The organism is Sphingomonas quercus (assembly GCF_018863195.1).
Classification (GTDB): Bacteria; Pseudomonadota; Alphaproteobacteria; order Sphingomonadales; family Sphingomonadaceae; genus Solisphingomonas; species Solisphingomonas quercus.
Map to the genome: position 1 here is coordinate 216,901 of NZ_JAHKRT010000007.1, position 20,491 is coordinate 237,391.

14 protein-coding genes are annotated in these 20,491 nt (G+C 69.9%); all 14 read right to left on the minus strand.

Going from position 1 to position 20,491, the window contains the following annotated elements:
- Window positions 1-6: 6 nt before the first annotated feature.
- Complete coding sequence (locus tag KOF26_RS14090) at window positions 7-3,243, minus strand: DUF6519 domain-containing protein (RefSeq protein WP_216326234.1); 3,237 nt, start codon at window positions 3,241-3,243, stop codon at window positions 7-9.
- 19 nt (window positions 3,244-3,262) lie between these two features.
- The gene (locus tag KOF26_RS14095; RefSeq protein WP_216326237.1) at window positions 3,263-5,533 is read right to left on the minus strand and encodes a hypothetical protein; all 2,271 of its coding nucleotides are present in this window, start codon (window positions 5,531-5,533) and stop codon (window positions 3,263-3,265) included.
- Entirely contained in the window at window positions 5,533-9,015 is a 3,483-nt protein-coding gene (locus KOF26_RS14100) for a DUF8189 domain-containing protein (protein ID WP_216326241.1), read from the minus strand. Before KOF26_RS14100 ends, KOF26_RS14095 begins: the two co-directional genes overlap by 1 nt.
- Before the next feature lie 2 nt (window positions 9,016-9,017).
- Window positions 9,018-11,573 (minus strand): putative baseplate assembly protein, encoded by a 2,556-nt coding sequence (locus KOF26_RS14105; protein ID WP_216326243.1) that lies wholly within the window; start codon window positions 11,571-11,573, stop codon window positions 9,018-9,020.
- Window positions 11,570-11,947 carry a GPW/gp25 family protein gene (locus KOF26_RS14110; protein WP_216326246.1) on the minus strand — a complete coding sequence of 126 codons (378 nt, stop codon included), beginning with the start codon at window positions 11,945-11,947 and terminating at the stop codon, window positions 11,570-11,572. The genes KOF26_RS14105 and KOF26_RS14110 overlap by 4 nt, the downstream gene beginning before the upstream one ends.
- Complete coding sequence (locus KOF26_RS14115; RefSeq protein ID WP_216326248.1) at window positions 11,947-12,243, minus strand: hypothetical protein; 297 nt, start codon at window positions 12,241-12,243, stop codon at window positions 11,947-11,949. The genes KOF26_RS14110 and KOF26_RS14115 overlap by 1 nt, the downstream gene beginning before the upstream one ends.
- Window positions 12,244-12,251: 8 nt before the next feature.
- On the minus strand, window positions 12,252-12,968 hold the full coding sequence (locus tag KOF26_RS14120; protein WP_216326250.1) for a phage baseplate assembly protein V: 717 nt from the start codon (window positions 12,966-12,968) through the stop codon (window positions 12,252-12,254).
- Entirely contained in the window at window positions 12,965-14,098 is a 1,134-nt protein-coding gene (locus KOF26_RS14125; protein ID WP_216326253.1) for a phage late control D family protein, read from the minus strand. Before KOF26_RS14125 ends, KOF26_RS14120 begins: the two co-directional genes overlap by 4 nt.
- A gap of 5 nt (window positions 14,099-14,103) precedes the next feature.
- A complete protein-coding gene (locus tag KOF26_RS14130) occupies window positions 14,104-14,385 on the minus strand; it encodes a hypothetical protein (protein WP_216326255.1) in 282 nt (93 codons plus the stop codon).
- 15 nt (window positions 14,386-14,400) lie between these two features.
- Window positions 14,401-15,054 (minus strand): hypothetical protein, encoded by a 654-nt coding sequence (locus KOF26_RS14135; RefSeq protein ID WP_216326257.1) that lies wholly within the window; start codon window positions 15,052-15,054, stop codon window positions 14,401-14,403.
- A 166-nt stretch (window positions 15,055-15,220) separates the two neighbouring features.
- A complete protein-coding gene (locus tag KOF26_RS14140; protein ID WP_216326260.1) occupies window positions 15,221-17,077 on the minus strand; it encodes an eCIS core domain-containing protein in 1,857 nt (618 codons plus the stop codon).
- Window positions 17,074-17,259 (minus strand): hypothetical protein, encoded by a 186-nt coding sequence (locus tag KOF26_RS14145; RefSeq protein WP_216326263.1) that lies wholly within the window; start codon window positions 17,257-17,259, stop codon window positions 17,074-17,076. The genes KOF26_RS14140 and KOF26_RS14145 overlap by 4 nt, the downstream gene beginning before the upstream one ends.
- Complete coding sequence (locus tag KOF26_RS14150; RefSeq protein WP_216326266.1) at window positions 17,256-19,184, minus strand: ATP-binding protein; 1,929 nt, start codon at window positions 19,182-19,184, stop codon at window positions 17,256-17,258. Before KOF26_RS14150 ends, KOF26_RS14145 begins: the two co-directional genes overlap by 4 nt.
- Window positions 19,181-20,485, minus strand: coding sequence for a Pvc16 family protein (locus tag KOF26_RS14155; protein WP_216326269.1), 1,305 nt, complete (start codon window positions 20,483-20,485; stop codon window positions 19,181-19,183). The genes KOF26_RS14150 and KOF26_RS14155 overlap by 4 nt, the downstream gene beginning before the upstream one ends.
- Window positions 20,486-20,491 lie beyond the last annotated feature (6 nt).

Below are 20,491 nucleotides of genomic sequence, written 5' to 3' on the forward strand. Positions count from 1 at the left end.
CCTCCCTCAGAACGGGTTGGTGTTGAAGGCGGCCTCCGGGTTGGGCATCTGGGCTGCCCGGCGCGAATTGCCCGATTGCGAGGCATTGCCGATGAACGGCCCCTCCATGTCGTTGAGAGACCATGACGGGAAGGGCGTCGTCGCCTTCACGTGATTACCCATGATGCTGCAATGTCGGCCGGTGAGCGTGACCGTGGCGCCCGCCGCCGCCGCGCCGATCGGCGGCGAGAAATGGCCGTGGTGGTTGCCGCTGTAGAGGACGCGCTCGAAACGACCGAAGATCAGATCGTTGATCTGGGTCTGCCATATCTCGACGAGGGCGCGCGCGCCGGTCCCAATGAAGCGGTTGTTGGCGATCTGGATCGCGAAGCCGAATACGGCGCGCGTATCGCCCAGCATGGTGACGATCTCCATCAGCCCGCGCATGCGCAGCGCCCGGTCATCGCCGGTCACCGGGCGGTCGGTGAGGCTGGAATAGGTGACCTGATTGCCTTCGATGCGCGCCTCGAGGATGTTTTCGCCGTTGATCTGGTAGGCCAGCGGGGCGGTTGCCGCCCCGGCCGCCCGGGGCAGGCCGGTATCCATCACCTCATTGGTGTCGAGATGAAGCTCCCCCGCCACCGTCATGGCGTTGATGCCGGTGGCGATCGGCGCGGCCGCGCCGCAGCGTATCACCCGGTTCGCGATTACCGCACAGCGCTGGCTGACGTCCGAGATGCGGATGCCGCCCTGCGCGGCGCCGGTGATGCGATTGTCGCTGATCGTCGGCGCTTCCTCGGTGGCGACGACGATGCCGAGCTGGCCGCCGTCGATACGATTGCCGCCGACATGGTTGCGCGCCCCCTGCAGCGCGTAGATGCCGGCGAAGGGCTGGGCGAGGATATTGCCGTCGACGATCGCATCGGTCACCCGCAGCATCGCCACGCCGAAGCCGGTTATATCCGCGGCACGGCCGAAGCTGTTGCCGGAAACCCGTGGCCGTGCCACGCCGAGCAGCAAGGCGCCGTGCTGGCTGCCTTCGCAGACATTGTCGGTGACGGCGATGCGCTCAAGCGGGAGCAGCTTGTTGCCCGCCATTTCACCCGCTGAGACGGCGAGGGTGAACGCCGGGGTGCCGGCGGCGCTGGCGATGGTGTTGCCACGCGCCGCGGAGCCGCTGCCGCACAATCGCACGCCGGTGAGCATGTCGCCGCGCATCTGGATGTAGTTTTCGCTGACGACGCTGCCGGCGGCGGCGGTATCGATGGCATAGGTCCGCGCCTGCGCACCCCGGACGGCGAGGCCGATGCGGTTGCGGGCGATACGCGATCCGATCGCACGCGAGGCCGGCGCGTCGCCGCCGGGCGCGTCGTTGACGATGATGCCGTTGGCGGTGCCGACGATCAGATTGTCCTCGGCGATGAGCGGGCCGCGCATCGCGCTCGCCAGGATCGCGGCGGCGGTGGCCACCGCCTCGACCTGCAACGACAACGAGAATTGGCAGCCGCTGACGGTGACGTTGCGGCAGCCGCCGCTGAGCCACACCCCGATCGCCGGGCTCTGGAAGCGGCAGCCGGAGATGACGAGGCCGTCGGCACTCGCCGCCAGAAAGCCGACGCCGTCGCCGCGCTCAGGCTGGTCGAGCACGCAATCGTCGAAGCGGCTGTCCTCGCCGCCCTTCATCATCACCAGCGGCGCGGACGACGCCTCGATATGACGCATGACGAGGGTGTGAACGCGCGTCGCCACCGGATTGCCGAGCGCGAGGATGCCGGTGCCCCGGCGGTTGACGATGATCGCGCCCATGCTCTCGCCGTGGAGCGTGACATTGTCCCGCTGGATGATGATCGGCCTGTCGATGGCGTGCGTGCCGGCCTTCACGCAGACGCAGCCGCCCACGTCGGGCAGCGCATCCACCGCGGCCTGGATGCTCTCGCCGGGGACGACGACGATCGTGCAGCAGCCGGGCCGGCGGTCGCCGCCGCCGGTCTTGGGGGGTGGGGGGCGGCAGTCGGTGATCGCGGGGGTCGGGCCGCCAAGGCCGGTGATCGCGGCGATCTGGACATAATGGCGGGTGATGCCCCGCGGGGGCGCTGCGTTCAGTATCTCGATCTGCGCGGTCGCGGTGCGCGCCCAGAACACCCAATGGTCGCCGAGGTTGAACTCGCCGCCGGGCGACAGCGTGGAAAAGGCGATCTGGATTCCTGCCTCGAGATCGATCGGGCCAGTGGCGGTGGCGATCAGGCCGTCGGCATCGATGGCGTTGGTCGAGGCCGTCTGATCCCAGCGGTGGATGCGCGTATGGCGCGCGGCGAGGTCGGCGGCGGTGGCGCCGAAGGGCCGGCCGGTCGGCAGCGCGCGGTCGAGGATGATCTGGCGCTGATCCTCGACGATGTCGACGACCAGCGCCATCTCTCCGGCCTCGCCCATCAACTCGCGCTGGTCGTCGGTGACGGTCACCCAGTCGCCGATGCGGAAGCGCATCACCCCATCACGGCCGATGCGGTTGACGGTGAGTGTCGTCTGCGTGCCGGAAATGGCGATGCCGGTGATCGCCGAGACGATCGTCGCATTGTCGCGCGACCATTTGAAGCGCGCGGTACCGAGCGGCCCCGCCGTCTGCACCTCGACCCGATAAAGCCGGTTCTCCAGCCCGCGATAGCCGGCGACGGGCGGAAGGATGCAGGGATCGTCGGGCGTCGGCGGAGCGATTGCCTGCGTCGTCAGGCGGCCTTGCGAGGCAGGCTTGCCGACCGGCATGCCGCAGGCCGCGCCCTGCGCGGCATCGACGCGCAGCTGCCACACGGTCTGCAGCCTCGTGGTGGTGTCCACCCCGCCCAGCGCCGCGTCGAGCAACGCCGGATCCTCGATATAGGTGACTTCGCGCTCCCAGATTTCCAGATAGGCGAGGGCGTCGCCGCCCGGCAGCGGCGGCGGATCGGGATAGAAGGGCTGGCTGAGATAGGTGGCCTTGTCCTCGACAAAGGCTTCGGCGAGCAGCCCGTCCACATAGAGGCGCCCGGGTTCGATCGAGAGATTGTCCGGCGGGCCGGCGATCAGCCCGAGCAGGAAGGCGTCCGGCGTGGTCAGATAAGGCACGCCGACCGCGCCGAACGTATCGAGCGAGAGCAAGCCTATCCGCCGGCGGAGGATGTCGATCTCCTCGTTCCAGTCCGCGTCCAGCTGCACCCGGCCCTGCTGCATCAGTACGCCGGCATAGCGTTTCAGCGGATCGAAGCTGAACCTCGTATAGTCGCCCGTCATGGCGCCTCTCCCACCTGGATCACGTCGCGTAGACCAGCCCGTAATCGAGCCCGAACGGCAGATATTCGCTGAGCCGCATGCGCAGATTCGCCTCGCGCTGTGGCTGTTTCAGATGACAATAGACGCCCATTTCCGAGCCATCCTCTGCGCCGGTGGCGATCTCCGTCGGCCCATTCAGGGCGAGCTGGAGGAAGGCCGGCGCGCCATAATCCTCCGCGCTGTATTCCGGCTTCACGCGCTGGCGGACGCGGACACGAACCGCGTCGCGACCGGCCGGCGTGAGCGGGCCGGACAGCGCCTCGGCATCGTCGATGGCGCGGCGCTCGGCGAGGTCCGGCTGGCAGCGATAGCGACGCGGCGTGCGCGATCCCGGCGGCACGTAGCAGAAGCGGACGCAGCCGGTCTGGACACGCTCGGCGGTAACCGGCCCGTCGAAGATCGCTTCGGTGGCAAGGTCTAGCTGCTTGACACCGACGCCGCCGCGCAAGGTGGAACGTTCGATACGCGCGGGTGGTCCGGGGCCGCCGGCGGTCCCGGCATCCGCGACAGCGTCGGTCCCGGCGCCGTCGACGATGCTGTCGAGGATGACGAGCTGTTCGGCATGGCGCGGCAGCCGGATCGCGCCGGTGATCGAGAAGGCGATCTCGACGCGCAGCTCCTCATTGGCGAGCGCGCCCGTGGCGAGCGTCGCCACCGCGGTCAGCGACGGCGCGGCCGGGGCTGGCGCCGGCGGCGGATCAAGCTCGGCGACCGACAGGCCGGGTAGCAGAGTGCAATGGAGGATGCGCAGCACCCGCAGCGCACCCTCGAGCCGGACCTGTCCTTCGACAAGGAGGCCGCCCAATGTCAGCACGAAATCGTCGCGGTCGCCGGCGATGGTGAGGGGGCCGCCGAGGAGGAGGTGAGGGCGGCTGCCGTCCGCCGCCTCGATCGCCAGCACATGGCCGCTCGCCGGGCCGACATCTATGGCGATCGCCTCGGCATGGGTTGCGTTGCCGTGGACGCGGATCACCGTGTCGGGGCCACCCGAGGCTGCCCATTGGCCGAGCGCGGCGGCGATCGTCGGCAGCGATCCGGGTAGCGTGCCGCTGGCGTCGACATCGAGGACCGAGAGGCCGGGGCCGATCCGGGTCAACCATGCACGGCGGCGATAGGGGCCGCCGCCGAGATCGGCGGGAAAACCGTAGAAATAATCGACAGTGACGCTGCCGGCGGGGACCAGCGCCGGCCCCAGCACGAGCCGCCCGCGTTCGACATCAACGCCGACCTCGGCACCGGCGGTTTGCAGCCAGCTCGAAAGATTGCGGTCGCGGATCTGGTCGACAGGAACGGGCGCGCCGTCAACGAACACCATCAGGCTCGGCGCGGGCGCGACGTTGAAGCCGGGAAAGGCATCGAACAGGCCGTAGAAATCGCTGAAGCCGGGCGGCGGCGCGAGGGCCGGATAGCCGGCGATGTCGGCATGGAAGCGCGCAGGGCGGATCGGCTGGGGGATGTGAAGCTCGCCGGCGAGACCGGCTTCGTCGCCCTCCGGCCGCTGGCGGCTGAACAAGGGAGCGGAATTGCCGAGCGGGCTGAAATGATAGCGATAGTCGCCCGCGCCGCCGACCCGCCGCGCCGCCACGTTGCGCAGCGGATAGGCACGCAGCCGCCACAGGAAGAAACCGATATTGCGGATATTATACCAGCCTTCGGCCTGCGCGGGCGGGCGCACGTCGATGCTATGGGCGATCTCGTCAAAGGCGCGGTTCAGCCGGTCCATGCGCTCGACGGAGCGGATGTCGGCGGTGCGCAGGCATTGCATGCGCAGGTGATTGCGCACCCATTGCGTCCATTCCAGCAGCTCGAAGAACTCGACCGCGTGCGCCGCCCAGCCGGTGACGTCGCGGGCCAGCTCCTCGAGCATCGGCAGCGTGCCCTTGCGGCGGCGATAATAGATCGTCTTGGCGACATCGGCGCGGCTGCGCAGCGCCACCGGCGGGTGCAGATTCGGGCCGGTCAGATCGCGGAACAGCTCCGCGGCGGTATCGCCGTCACGCACCCGGCTATCGTCGAACAGCGGCGTGGTGCCAACGAGATCGCCGATATAGGGCACCGCCCAGGGTTCGGCGGTCTCGACGAACGCATCCTCGTAAAGCTGGCGGATATCGCCCTCGACGATATCGGCCTGCGCCTCGATCAAGGCGAGCAGGGCGCGCAGCGGCTCGCCCTGCTCGATGTCGCGCGTGCGCAGATAGGCGGGCAGCAGGTCGTACAGCTTGTTGCGCGACTGGTGCGAATAGGCCGGCATCACAGCGCCTCCACGATCGTCAGGCCGATGTCGAGCGCGGGATCGGCGATATAGGCCTGTTCGGCGGCCAGTACCGGCGGCGGCGACGGCCCGTCGAACCCGGCGCGGGCATAGCGGTCGATCTCGCCCGGGGGCGGTGTCGGGCGCGCCGGGAAGATGCGGATGTGCGGCTGGAGCGGATCGGTGGTGACGGAGCGGATCGCGCGCTCGACCGCCGTCAAATCCTGATAGCCCTTGAGCTGGAAGACATCGACGTCGGCGGCGATCACCCCTTTCGCGTTCTGGAGCGCCGCATAGACAGCCGAGGCATGGGCGGCATGGCCGAGGGGCATGGTCTCGAACGCGAAGTGCCGGACCAGCGCATCCAGCGCCCGGGCCTTCACCTCGTCCGCATCGAAGGCCGGGTCGGCGACGATCTTCCCCTTCACCACCAGCGGCACGCGAACGAGATTGGCGATCGACAGCGGCCGGTTCGGGTCGCTCGCCGCGCGCAATCCGGCGTGGAGGGTGGCGAGCGCGGCCGCCGACAACCGCTCCCCGCCCGGCGCGGCGACGGTAAGGTGGGCGGCGCGCTCCATGTCGCGCCATACCCAGGTCGCATAGGCGCGCGCGACCATGCCGGAGCTCGTCGCCAGCCACTCGAAGTCCAGCAGCGACACGGCGCGGCCGAACACGCGCACCGTGCCCGGGGCGGCGGCGCGGGCGTCGGCCAGCACCTCCGGATCGGCGGCGCCGTCGGCGACGACCGGATTGGTTACGGCGCGCAGGCCGGGCGGGCGCTCCAGCGGCGTCGACAGCTGCCCGGCCCTCATCCGCCCGCCAAGCCCGATGCCCTTGCGATAGCGCGCGACGACGTTGAGCGCGCCGGACGGCAGCCGCGCGCCCGTCACCCCGTCGCCGAAGGTCACGATCGTCTCGCCCGCGTCCGATTGACGGGCGGTGTAGACCCGCTCGCTGGCCCTGCGGGCGAAGAAGCTCGGCGAAGGGCTCCACCGCTCGCCATTGACGAGAATCTGGAGCGCCGCGTCGCCGGCGATATTGGTGGCGGACGGGATGAACGTGACCGGCGAGCGCTGGAGCGTAAAGCTCTGGAAGGGCTTGCCGCCATCGCCATGGCCGAGCGGCTCGTCGGGCTGGGTCTCGCCATGGCTCGCCGCGGCGACATTGCCGAGCACCACGGCATCGACCAGCGGCGCGGGCGGCGGCGGGCTGAAATCGACAATGAGGTGATCGGGCAGCCCGCCCGGCACCGAGGCGGCCGGGCGCGTGGAAACGATCTTCGCGGGCAGCAGCCCTGCCGGCGAGCTGATCAGGATCTTGCGGTTCCTGGTCAGTCGATCGAACCCGGGCGAGCCTTCGCCGGCGCGGCGGAGGGCGAGGCTGCCGGTCGCGATCGAGGGCGGATAGGCGTAGGGCGCGAAGATCACGTCCTGCGGATCAAGCTCGTAGATGCGCGTTGCGCGGCGATCGGCGATCGCGCCGAGCCCGTCGCCATGGGCCAGCCACGGTCCCCAGATGCCGGCGGCGAGCGTGCGCTGGACGATGGCGCCGTCCGGCCCCTCGGCATAGACATGGAGGCCGGCGGTGTCGCGCACGGCAGCGGGATCGCCGCCGACCGGGCCGAGCGCGGTCCAGCCGCTCCAATTGGCGCCGTCGCGGGCGATGGTCTGAAGCTCGGCCTTGCCGCGCACGAAGATGTCCACCCGGTCGCCGCCGCCGGCGAGGATTGCCGGCTCGCCGCGGCAGTCGCCGCCGAGCGAGCGCCACGCGCTCCACTGCGCGCCGTCGAAGCCGCGGTGGATCAGGTCACCGGCATCGTCCCGCGCCACCACGTCGATGCGGCCCGATCCGGTGGAGGCGGCCGCCGGACCGCTTGCCAGCTGGCCGCCCAGCGGCGTCCAGTCGCTCCACACGCTGCCGTCCCAGCGGCGATACCACAGGCCCCGGTCATAGCCGCGCACGAACACCACGACGCTCGTCGCGTCGGGCGAGACCGGGGCCGGGGGCGATGCGGTAAGTCCCCCGAGCGGGAGCCACATGCCAGGGACACCCGCCGTCGCGTCGATGAACCAGCAACCGGCGTCCGCCCCTTGCGCGAACACGGTGAGCGTCGAGCCGCGCAGCAGTGGCACCGGCGCGCTCGTCAGCACGCCCCCATGCTCGATCCACGGACCCCAGCTGCCAAAGAAGCGCCGCTGGCGAAGAGAGCGGCCGGCCGCACGCACGAAGAAATCGAGGCGCAGCGATGCGGTGGCGGTGGTGGCGACATCGGCGGTGAATTCGGCATCGTCGAGCATGTGCCAGCGGCGGGGCGACACGCCGGGGAAATCGAGAAACTGTGCCGCGCCCGTCCCCGAACGGGCGACGAGAAGGTGGCCGCCGATCGGCGTCGCCGCGATCGAGGGGCGGCCGGCGATGGTCTGGCGCAGCGTGGCGTAGGTGACGCTGTCCTCGATCGGGCCGAGTTGCGTGTGGCGCGTGTCGACGGCGGCGACCGTGGCGGTGCGCAGCCGCGGATGCTGTCCCGGTCCGGCATCGACGAGGAGCCGTGCGCCGGGCTGGAGATCGTCGATCCGCCCGTCGAGCGGGTAATCGCTGGTGAGCGCGCCGAACGCGCCGTCGATCGTGCTCGTCACCCATTTCGGCCATTGCACGGCAGGCGGACTGGCAGGGACGAACAGATTCTGGGCCAGCGGCGCATTATGGCCGAAGAAGCGCAGCCGCCGGAGCGTCCGGGCGGCACGGGCGGCGCCCGGCCAGAGGAAGGGGGTCTGGATGCCCGGCGCGAAGGTGATCCGCTCGCCCTCCGGCGCGTTGGTAAGGGCGGTGACCTTCTTCTCCTCGATCGCGCCGCGCCCGAACACGACCAGCCGATCATCGACGGCGAGCGCGGGGCGTGCGGTGATCAGGCCGGTGGTGGCGCCCTGCTGGAACGCTTCGAAATAGGCGGGCGGGGCGAAGGCCGGCACGGCGTTGAGGTCGCCATGGGCGACGAGCTGTTCCAGCGTCTCGAAGGTTTGCGGATCCTCGTCCTGGCCGGGGACGCTCATCACCTTGAAGCCGGCGCGGATGCGCGCCTCCGCGCCGTCGTCGAGCGCAAAGGACAGCAACGTCGTCGCGGCAAGGCCAGGGCGGAGATGATAACCGATCAGCCGCACCTGCCGCAGCACCGAATCCCGCTCGCGCGCGGTGCGCAGGAACAGCTCGTTGGCGATGCGCTCATTGTAGAAGGTGAGCACGTCGCCGACCGCGGCGAACAGCTCCATGAACGTCACCGCATATTCGTCGTCGGCGCGCGAGGTGAGCCCGGCGAGGCGCGGATCGGAGACGATGTTTTCGAGCAGGGCCCGGCGGAAGGTGGCGAAGCTGCCGACGCGGAAGGAAATGGCGGCGAGCCCGGGGCGGTTCAGCGTGTCCGCCTGGGGGCGCAATGCCTGGGTCGCGCAGCAGCCGCAGAAGGCGAGGGATGGGGCGCCCGCCATCGCTACAGGCCGCCCACGGCGATCAGGCGAAGGACGCCGTTTTCGGGAAGGCTCGCATCATTGTCGAGGCGGGCGATCTCGAACGGCGCCATTTCGATCACGCCGCGCGCCAGCTCGTCGCGCGGCGCATCCCAATAGCGCTTGAACATTCTCGCCGTGGCGGAATCGACGCCGTCGATCGCCTCGATGGCGGCATAGAGCCGCGACAGATAGACCGGCTCGCCGAACCTGTAATCATCGAGGTCGAACAGGCCGCCGGCCCGGTTCGACAGACGTGCCGCGACGGCGGCGAGCACGTCGCCCCGGAAATAGCCGGGCGCGACGCAGATCATGACCTCGATCTCCAGCGGCACATAGACGGCGGCGCGCACTGCGAGGTCATAGCCGGCGAGCTTGAAGCGCATGAGGTGGGCGCGCATCATCGCGGCGAAATCGGGCGCGAGTTCGGCGCCACCACCGGGCAGACGCCTGAGCTTCGCCTCGTCATGCGGGTGGATCGCCACGAAGATGGTGTGCCAACTCCCCGTCCAGCGGAAGGTGGCGCGCGCGGCGGCGACATCGGGATGGCGCAGCGCCACCTCCTCCCAGTCGGCTTCGGTGACGGCGCGGAACTGGATCGCGCGAAATTGCTCGGGGGCGATCTGGCGGACATGCTCGATCGTCTCCGCATCCTCACCGCCACGCCCCGGCAGCGGCTGGAACAGGCGGGTGACCGGCTGGAAGCCTGGCGGTGGCGGGTCGGGCGTGACGAGATGGACGAGGGATTCGCGCCCGATATTGCCGGCGGCTCCATTGCCGATCCGGTAGCGGGCGACGACACGCGCGGCATCGAGCGGCCGGCGGCCATAGTGATCGTCGCCGAAACGCAGCGTCGCGGCGCCGTCATTGTCGATCTCGGCGACGAAATGCTGGTCGTACACGTCGCTTTCCAGCAGGCTCGGCTGCGGCGTCCAGATTTCGTCGGGCTGGCCGGGAAAGCTCATCATCAGCACGATCGCCGGCGCGGCGGCACTGGCCGGAATGTCGAGTTCGGTGCGGCCGAGCAGCGGCGTCCCGGTGGCGTCAAATTCCAGGGCGCTGGCCGGCGCCTGCCAGGTGAGCGGACCCGCGGCCAGCGCCAGCGAGGGCAGCGGCCAGCGGCCCGCGCCGGGGTCCGGGCCGACGTCGTGCACCTCGACCAGCGAGCGGCCATGATCGGCGGGCACGATGTTGCCGCGCGCGATCGTTACCGGGCCGACGATCGTCTCATCGTCCAGCACGGCGGAAAGGCAGAAGGCCGAGGCCAGTGCATCCTCCACCCGCCACTCGACGCGCTGCAGGGGCAAGGGCGGGTCCGCCGGATTGAGGCGCGCGGTGAGCGCGCCGCCCGTCAAGGCATCGGTGAACGCCTCGTCCACAGCATCGGCGACGGCGGTGATGCGGACGACCTGCCGATGCGCGGGGTCGGCATCGTAGGGCGAGCCGTTGCGCGGATCGAGCACCTCCTCGAACAACAGCCAGTCCCCCGGCCGGAATTGCGGGCGGACAGCGGCGCCGGTGCCGTCGGCGTTGGCCAGGCGATAGAGAAAGGCCTGACATGTGCCGGCCGCCAAGCAGCATTCGGCATCGCCCCCGCTGTGGATGCGCAGCTCATTATGCGCGGCGCGGATCGTGACGGCGGTGGTCGTCTCGAACACGGTGACGTCGGCGAGGGCCGGGTCGCTGTCGAACTGCGGCTGGATGGAGATGGTGGCGCCCGGCGCCGCCGTCTCGCCGATCAGCGGACGGCCGATGCGCGTCAGCAACCGCGTGCCGAGCGGGATCGGCGCGCCGCCCACCGCCTCGGTGGCGAGATGCACGAAGGTGAAGGCGTTGCGGCCCTGATGCATCCGGTAATCGACCAGCCGGGCATGGCGGGCGGCGGAGACGCGGTGCAGGCAGGTGTCGAGATAGCCTTCGGTGCCGGGGCCGGCATCCTGCAGATAGCTCAGATAGTCCCCGGCATAGGCGATAAGCTCGACGATGGTCATGCCGAGGTCGGCGGGCAGCCGTTCCTGCCACCCCGGATTGCGCGCGGCGATGAGATCGAGGAGCAGCCGCCGGAAGCTCTGGTAATCCTTGGCGAGATAATCGAGGGCCGGCTCGATCAGTGCCTCGGGCGGGCATTCGACGGAGAGGCGGCAGTCGAACTCGGTGGGACACCCCGCCTTGAAGCTGAACCGCGCCTCCGAGCGCTCCTCGTCGATCAGCGGGTGAACCACCGACAGGATGTAGGTCGAGAAATCGCCCTCTTTGTTGAGGAACAGGGTCAGCGTCCGCGGGTCGACGACCGGCGCCACGCCGAGCACGCGGATATCGATGATGCGCACCCCGCCGAGCACCGCGAAATCGTCGGCGGCGAGTGCCGGCGGCGGCTTCAGGAAGGTGACGTCGAGCAGGTTGCGTTCGCCGGGAGGGGCGAGCGGGGCGCGACGATATTCGACGAAATCAACGCCGTTCAGCGGATGGGCGGGGTTGGCGAGGACGCCCGATCGCCGGTCGTCCCCGCACCAGATCGCGCCGTCCGCCGAGAGCGTCATGACGCCGCCACCTGTTGCCGGAATACGTCCTGCTGGCGCTCGCCGGTATCGCGGCGGGCGTAGACGACGGTGATCTCGAACGCCGCGTCGACGATCGCGACCGTCACCGTCTCGACCGAGATGAGCGGCTCCAGCCAGCGCAGCAGCGCGCCGTGGATCAGCTGCTCGGCCGCCGCCGCCAGCGCGTCCTGTGCCGGCGCAAAGACGAGCTGACCGATGCCGCAGCCGAATTCGGGGCGATTCACCCGCTCGCCGGGAATGGTGAACAGCACCTGCATGATCATATCGCGCAGATGATCGTCGTCGCCGGTCACCGCGCTCCGCCCGCGCGCGTCGAACGCATAGGGGACGTCGAGGAAGGCGGCGCCGGACATCAGCCCATGTCCACGTCGATCGCGGCGGGCAGCACGGTCGAATCCGGCAGCTTGACGTGGATCGCGCCGGCCCGGGCATCGAGATGGGCGACGACGCCGCGGGCAATCGCCACGAACAGCCGCCGGCGGTCGCGCACCTCCGGATCATTGGGGTCCGTCTTGAGGTCGGGCAGGCCGTCATTGACCATCAGCGTGCGCAGCGCATTGTCCATCGCCTCGGCCATGGAATTGGCGAAGGGGCCGTAATCCGTCCTGTCGGCCGGATTGAAATTGCCGGGCCTGAGCTGTCCGACCATAGACTCTCCTATTCGAGCATCACCTTCCTCGAGATCAGGCTCGGCGAAGGTGGCGGGAAGGGGGGTATGGGCGGCGCAGGGGTCACCGGCAGCACCCCGGCGGCCATCTCGCCCGGATGGACATGGGCATTGAACAGCGCGACCAGCTGGCCGAGATAGGTCATCAGCTGATCGCCGAGCACGCCGGGATGGGCGGCCGATGCGCTGCCCTCCTGAAGCAAGGTTCCGGCGGCGTTGACGATGCGGGCGGCGCCGGTGATCGTGATCGTGCCGGTGGCGACAGACATGACGATCGAGTTCGCGCCGACCGCGTCGGTGAGCGTAATCGTCTGCGCGGCGTCGTCGAGCACCGCCGACAGGCCGAGTTCGCTGCGCCAGACCTTCGTGGTCCATTCCGCAGGCTTGCCCGGGGGCGCCATCGGCGCCTCCGCCGTGCCCCAATAGCCGCCGGACCAGATCGGCCGCGACACGTCGCCCGCCTCGAACTCGATCCACACGCCGGCGCTGACCGGAGGCAGCGAGAAGAAACCCGAGGTCGGGCCGGCATAGGGCGTGCAGGGCTTGGCCCAGCCGGTCGGCACCTCGCCCAGCAATTCGGGCACGTAGGCCTGGAGCCGACCGAGGCGGAGCGGGTCGATATTGTTCGCGACGATGCCGGAGAATTTGCCATAGACGCGATGGCGCTGGCTGTCGGCATCGCGGGCGAAGGCGCTGAAATCGTTCATGCGACGGCGGCCAGCGGATCGATGAAGATCTCGGCGCCGGTCAGGCCGACCGCGTTGCGCCAGCCGGTGAAGCTCTGCGTCCAGTTGTCCCGGCTGATCCGGTGCGTCACCGACCGCACATAATATAGGCCGCTATGCTGGCTGCCCGGCCCGCGTACGAGCACCGGCAGGCCGACGAGCAGCGGCCGGGCATATTTGAGGCCATCCACCTCCCCGCTCGCCGAGATCGCCCGGCTGGTGCGGCTGGTACGGGCAAGGGCCTGCGCCTGCATCTCGGCCGGGCTCGCCGCGTCGGTGGCGGCGGGGCGCTCGATCGGCGGCGGGATGATGCGGGTGAGCGCAGGCTCCAGGCCCATCGGCGGCTCGATCGAGGCGAGCCCCACCGCCGGGATCGGCGCGCGCGTGCGCGGATCGGTGCTGAGCGCGATCACGCCGGTCGGCGCGAGCATGTCGTTCGAGACATGGAAGCTGTCGAGATTGGTCTGCGTGCCGAAATCGATCGACAGCACGCCCTGTGGGGGCACGGCGAGGAAGGGCGGGTGGAAATGGCCGAAATCGCGCCCGATCACCGGATCCGGCTGGATATAAAGCTCGTAATTGTTGCGGCGCGCCAGCTGGAACAGATAGGTCGCGTCATAGTCCCGCTGGTTGGTCGTGGTGTCGAGCACCGTGCGCAGCGGCGCGGTGGGGATCACCGTCGGCACGATCGCGTAGCGGCCGAAGATGGCGGCGGCGATGACGCTGTCGGGCGAATTGGGCCAGGTGAAGGGCTGCTGGACATGGGCCATGATCGTGCCCAGCGCGTCCAGTGCGACCACCTCCAGCCGCGTCGCGCCGGGCGTGTTGCTGGCCTCAAGCCGCGCGTCGCGCACATAGGCGTTGATCAGCACCTGCGGGACGCCGAGCCCCGCCGAGACACGAATGGTGAGCGGCACCAGCGGGCGGAACAACTGAAAGGCGAGCGTGTCGAGATCGCCCCAGAAGCTGCGGCTCAATTCGAAGTGCAGGCGCAGCGCCGATGCCTGGCCGACCGCGGCCTCGACCTCGATGCTCTTCAGCGCCTGGACCAGCATCGCCGGCAGCGGCGCTGCTGCCACCTGCACAGTGAAGAAGGAGGGGAGGAGCGCCATCGCGGCTAGCCGTTCCTCGCCGGAGAGAGCAGGCGGCGCCCGGGCGGGGCGGTGAGATCGGCGGGCGCGATCACCCGGTTCACGTCGCATAGCCGCCAATATTGCTCGGGATCGCCGAGCGCGCGGTAGGCGACAAGGTCGGGCCGGTCTCCGTCCAGCACCTTCTCGCCGGGCCGGCCCTGCGTCTGCGGCACGAAGCGCATGCGCTTGTAGCGGATGGTGCGGCCGTCGGGGCCGGCGATCTCCGCCTCGGCGATGGTCTCGTAGCGGCTGCCGCGAAAGAACATCTCCCCCTCCCGCGCTCAGATCGGCAGCATCGAGCGGATGCCGCCCGGATCGCCGAGGGTGTTGAGCGTCGACAGCACCTCCTTCTGGGTAAAGGCGGCGAGATAGACCCAATAGCCCGGATTGCCGACGTCGAGGTCCCGATAGGTGAGTACCTCCAGCGTCAGATCGGCGCGGGCGCGGATCGGATTGAGCTTCTGGTCGAACGCCTCCTCGCGGATCGACAGGCTCTGCACGCGGACGGGAAGCACGCGCTTCGGCCCCCAGACGAGGAGCGCCAGCGGAGCCTGCTCGGCGAGGATGAAGGCGCTGCCGGCGAAGGCCAGCGCCTCGTTGGCGATGACCAGCGGATAGGACGGGTAGACCAGCCGCTCCAGCGAGGCGATCACCGGGTGCAGCCCATTGTCGACGGCGACGCTGTTCTGATCGGGCTTTTCAAGCTGATCGGTGGCGTCGATGTCCACCGACATGCTGATCGTCTCCGTCGGCGGACCATCCACGCGATTGGCATCGCCACGACCGCCGCCGGCGGCCCCGCGCGACTGGATCGAACGCGACACTTCGTCAGGGTTATACTGGAAGGCGATGATCGTCGGGACAAGCTGAGGCAGCTGATAGGCGACGATGCCGCCTTTCAACACCTTCGGGCTACGAGGATAGGCAGACGCCATAACCAAACCCCAGCGAGTTGACTTGATCCTACCCCCGGCTGACGTGGCCGGTCAACAATAGACATTTTTTATGGATGATGGCTACAATCAGGAAAAACTTGCCTTTTTCTTTGACGGTGAGCCGAATCAGCCGAATATTTCTTGATGACATGTCCGCACCTATTGTTCAGAAGCTCCCGCCGAGTGCGAGGCCGGCGCGAACCCAGCGCAACGCCCCCTCGTCGCGGGCCGCCTCGGAGCCGATCGCGGCTTCCAGCCGCAAATGGAGGTTGCCGCCGCTGCGGCCGATGCCGTCATGCACGCCGATCCCGAACCCCGCTTCGCCATAGCCGCCCCCTCGCGCGGGCAGGGACGTGCCGAGGCCCGAAAGGGCGGGGCGGTACAGGCCGCCCGCCGAGCCGAACAGCTGGGCGCTGACCCCGGCGCCGTCGCCGGGATTGGAGCGGGCCTCGATGCCGAGGCGGACGCCGGCCATCAGCGCGTTGCGCACCGTTGAGTCGGTGGAGATCAGCGCCCGCCCCTGCGCGCCGATCTCGAACATGAAGCGGCGCTCGCGCTCCAGCGGCACGCCGAGCCCGACGAACAGGCCGGTCGACAGGAAGCCCGGCCCGCCCCCCAGCGGCACGCCGCCGCCCAGGCTGAGATCGAGCCGGAAATCGGGGCGGATCGGCTGTTCGTTCTTCAGGCTGACCTTGCAGCCCTGGCCCTGGAACACGGCCTCCAGAAAGGCCTGGGCGAAGCGGAAATGCCGTTCGTGAAACTGGACGAAGCGGCCGTAGCCGTCCTGGTTGTTCATGTAGGACAGATCGGTGCGCACCCGCTCGGGCCGGCCCCATTGCGGCATGGCGGCGAGGACCTGGGGAGATCGTTCCTGATATTCGTCCGGCGCTCCGAGAGCCTGATGGCCGCCCTCGTGAACGGCGAGGCTGGGCTGGAAATTATTGGCGCAGATCGTGCCCGCGTCGGCCCGTCCGCCCCGGGGCACGATGTTCACCACGCGATCCGCGCCCGTCGCCGCCGACCGGGCGTCGATGACGATCGGGATCGGCTTGCCGGTACAGGGCTGATTGCAGCCCTCGACCACCAGCGAGAACCGGCCATTCAGCCCGCTGTTCATCGCCGCCAAATATTGGTTGGCGATGGCGGTGACCTGTGCCGCGGGAAGCGCCGGCACCGCCGTCGCCGAGGGCGGACTCTGGCAACTGGTGTTGGAGCCGGCGGTCGGGCTCTGGAGGAACTGGATGCGGTAGGGGACGACCACCTTGCAATCCGGATCGAAGCGGATGTTGTTGACGCGGCCGGTATGGACCGCCTGCTGGGGCTGGCCCCCCGCTGCCGGCGCCAACACCCGCCGATCGACCGAGCCGACGATGGATGTCCCCTGCGGCGCCGGCTGGACCTGCACCGTCTCCTCGAAATCGGTGGTGCCGCCGCCGCCCCGCTCCGCGAAGGTGCGGCGGTAGAAAGGCACGGCGGCCTGGCGGGCGATGAACGGCGCCTGCTGGATGGTATGTGCGATCTCGTGGGCGATAAGGCACCGGCCGTCGGGCGCGTGCGGGCGATAGGCGCCGGCGGCGAAGCCGATGTCGCGACCCCAGGTATAGGCGTGCGCTCCGATGCCGTCCGCGGCGCTTCGCGCGGCGGCGTGATCATGGACGCGCACGTCGCCGAGGGACCGGCCGAAGCGGGGCTCGAAATAGCGGCGCAGCGCCGTCGGCAGCGGCCGCCCGCCCGATGAAAGGGCGCCCGCCGCAGCCTCGGCCGAACCGTGCGTGCCGCCGCACGTCGCGCATTTGCGCTGGACCGCCGGTTCCTCCTCCGCCTTGCAGGCCGCGCATTTGCGCTGGGGGGCAGGCATTGCCGCCGTGGTGAGGGCGCCGGCGGGGGCGCCGGCCATCACTGCATCGGCGACGCGATCGGCCTCGTGCTCCAGCGGATCGGTGGCTGAGCCGACGCGTAGCCTGGCCTGGATCGGCGGGCGGGCCTGGCGCGGCGGCCGGCTCGGGGCGAGGGCGGCGATCATCGCCGTTCTTCCCGGTGGCGGCGATCGGCGATCGCGCGCTCGAAGGCGCGGGCGATGTCGGCCTCGCTGGCGCCGGCCGGCAGGCGCAGCGTCAGGCGGTGGACATGGCCGCCCTCGGCCGGAATAGCCGCCCGTGCGAGCCCGCGCGTGACGGTGTCGGCGATGCGGTTTGGCGGGCTCATGGGGCCGTCTCCAGCGGCAGCCAGGTGGGGCGGAAATCCTTGTCGAGCTTGCGCAGCTCGGCGCGCGCGGCGCGGGCAATATGCGCCATCGTCACCGCGCCGCCGTCAGCCGCGGCGAGGAAGGCGGCGTTGACGGCGATGACGACGATATTGCCGCCGGCGATGTCGATCCGCGCCAGCGCATCGAGATCGAGCCCCTCCGTCCGTGTCTCCGGCGGGAAGGCCCCGGCCCAGATGGCGCGGCGCTGGCTGGCATCGGGGAATGGAACGTCGATGACGAAGCGCAGCCGGCGAAGAAACGCAGCGTCGATATGCGCCTTGAGGTTGGTGGCGAGAATGGCGAGTCCGGAATAGCTTTCCATACGCTGTAGAAGATAGCTGACCTCGATATTGGCATAGCGGTCGTGGCTGTCCTTGACCTCGCTGCGCTTGCCGAACAGCGCATCGGCCTCATCGAAGAACAAAAGCGCGCCGCTCGCCTCGGCGGCGTCGAAGACCCGCTTCAGGTTCTGCTCGGTCTCGCCGATATATTTGGAGATCACCGAGGAGAGATCGACGCGGTAGAGATCAAGGTCCAGATCATGGGCGATCACTTCGGCGGCCATCGTCTTGCCGACCCCTGACGGCCCCGCGAACAGCGCCGTGACGCCGCGCCCGCTCGCCAGTTTGCCGCCGAAGCCGCCGCGCTCATAGACGGCGGCACGATGGCGGACCTGCGCGGCGATCGCGCGCAGATCGTGGCGGACGGCATCCGGCAGCATGATCTCGTCCCAGCCGAAGCGGGGGACGATCCGCTCGGCGAGCGCATCGAGCCCGCGCCGTGCCGTCTCGCGGCAGGCGAGCCACAGGCCCTCGCCATGCTGATCGCGGACGGTGGCGGCGATGGCGCTAATGTCGTCGGGTCCGAGGCGGAAATGCTCGCTGACCATGTCGAGTTGGTCCGCGGGCACGGGAGCATCGCCGAGCGCCTGCCGCCACAAGAGCGCGCGATCGGCCGCGACGAGGGCGGGCAGGCGCAGCTGGGGCGTGGCGGGGATGACCTCGGGCGGCTGCTCGGCGATGGCGATGACGAAGGCATCCAGCGTGTCGAGCAGCTCCTCCGCGGCCCCGGCGCGGTCGAGGTCGACGAGCAGGGCGAAACCACCCAGCACCGCCTCGCGGGCGACGGTCGGCAGGATCGCGCGGCGGGCCTCGATGTCCTGGGGCAGCAGCCAGGATTTGAGTTCGAGCAGCGCCAGATCGAACGACTCCGCAAGGGCGCGCGCCACCGCACGGCGGCCGCTCCGGCGCGCGCCGACGAGGAGCGCGGCCGGGCGCGGGGCGGCGGCGATCGTCTCCGCGAACGGCCTGACGAGCGGCCGGATGGCGGGCGGGCAGGGGCCGGCGGCGGATGGCGTGAGGAGCGGGCGGGCGGCGCCGTCGAGCAGCGTTTCGCCGAGCAGGTGACGGGCGACGCGCTCCTCGATCGCCAGCGTCGCGCGGACCGCAAAGCGCGCATCGCTAGAGCCGATCAGGGCGTAACGGCGGAGCGGGGCGAGCGGGGAGAGGCGGGCCTGCGCCGCGCTCGTCGCCTCGAAATCGGCCGGTACGAGGAGCGACATCGCGAGCGCGGAGGTCAGCGGCTGGGCGCCCGGCGCGGTGAATGCCGGATCAATGTGGCGGGCGAAGGCGAGCAGCAGCACGTCCTCATCGAACGGCGCGAGGTCGAACAGGCGGGCGAGGCTGTCGATCGCGGCGGGGGCGCCGCTGCGCAACATCGCTGCCCGCGCCTGCTCATAGGTCTTGCGGGCAGCGGCAGCGGAGTCGTCGCCGGCAAGGAGCGCCGCGAGCCAGGCGAGGCCGAGGCCCACCACCTCGCGATTACGCTCGGGCCAGCCGAGCGGCGGGACGTCGCATTCGACGGTGCTGGCGCGCTGGCCGGTCATGGCTTCAACAGGAAGCTGACCGGGTCGCGGCTGCGCGCGCCGTCGAGCTGCACCGCGATCGGATAAGGCGTGCCGGCGGCGGCCGGGGCGGGCAGCAGCGCCGCCGCTTCGGCGAGCGGCACCTTGACGGAGGTGGCCGTCGCGCCGGCGGCGGGGATGGGGAGGGCGATATCGCCGAGGATCACCTCAGCGGTGTGGACCTTCGCGTTCCACAGCCTCGTCCCCTGCACCTCCAGTGTCGTCGCCCCGGTGCCGCTTGCCGGCACGAGCGCGGTAATGCGCGGCACGAGCTGGAGTACCACCGCATTGGAGGCATAGAGCCGCGGCAACTGAACGTTGGCGCCCCGACCCAGCCCGCCGGCGACCCCGTCCGCGGGATGCTCGGCGATCAGCTGCACGTCGAGAGGGCCGATCTGCAACTGCTCCGCGGGGGGGACGGCGCGCGGCGCGCTGTGATCGAGATCGGCGGCATAGGTGGCGCCGGGAAGCGTGATGCACACCTCCCCCGAGCCGCCGGGCACGATGCGGATCGGGGCCAGCGTGCCCAGTCGCACATAGAGTTTGTCGGCCAGCATCTGCTCGGCGACGATCGTGATCTCGTCGCCGATGCGCACGCGGCTCTCGCCGATCGGCTCGGAAGGCGCGGGCGTGACATAGGCAGCGAGGATGTGCGGGCGGCGGCGGACGCTCGCCATGATCCGCCGCGTCTCCACCGGGCGCGGGCGCGGGCGGGGCCGCGTCGTCTCGATCTGGACGACGGTCACCTCGTACATCACCGAACGGCGGAACGCGGCCTCGGGCAGGGCCGCCCACAGGCGCGCCACCTCGTCGAGGCTGGCATGATGGAGCGTCACCTTCACCCGCTCGAACTCATCGGCGAGCGCTGCGTCGAGCACCGGATCGCCGACCACGCCGGCGGCCGGATTGACGATGGCCAGCGTATCGAGCCCTGGCGCGAAATCGTGCAGCACGCGCATCGCGTCGCCGAGAATACGCTGGGCATTGAGGTCCGAATCCGCCTGGGTCTCACTGTCGCTATAGGTGGTGAGCAGGTAACGCAGGTTCAGCGACAAGGGCGGGCGGCCATAGGCGCCGGGGCTGCCGCGGCCCGGTATCTCCTGGTTCTTGAGCTGGCCGTTCTCGACCACCTCGCTGAGGTAGAGATTGACGCGCGCGCCGTCCTGCCCGGCGATCGACACGTCCGGCGGCGCCAGCGTCACCTGCACCGGCATCGTCATGCGATCGAGGAGCAGCGTGCGCAGCGTCATGCTGACGGCAGCGATGGCGGTGTGGTCAGCCATCGCCCG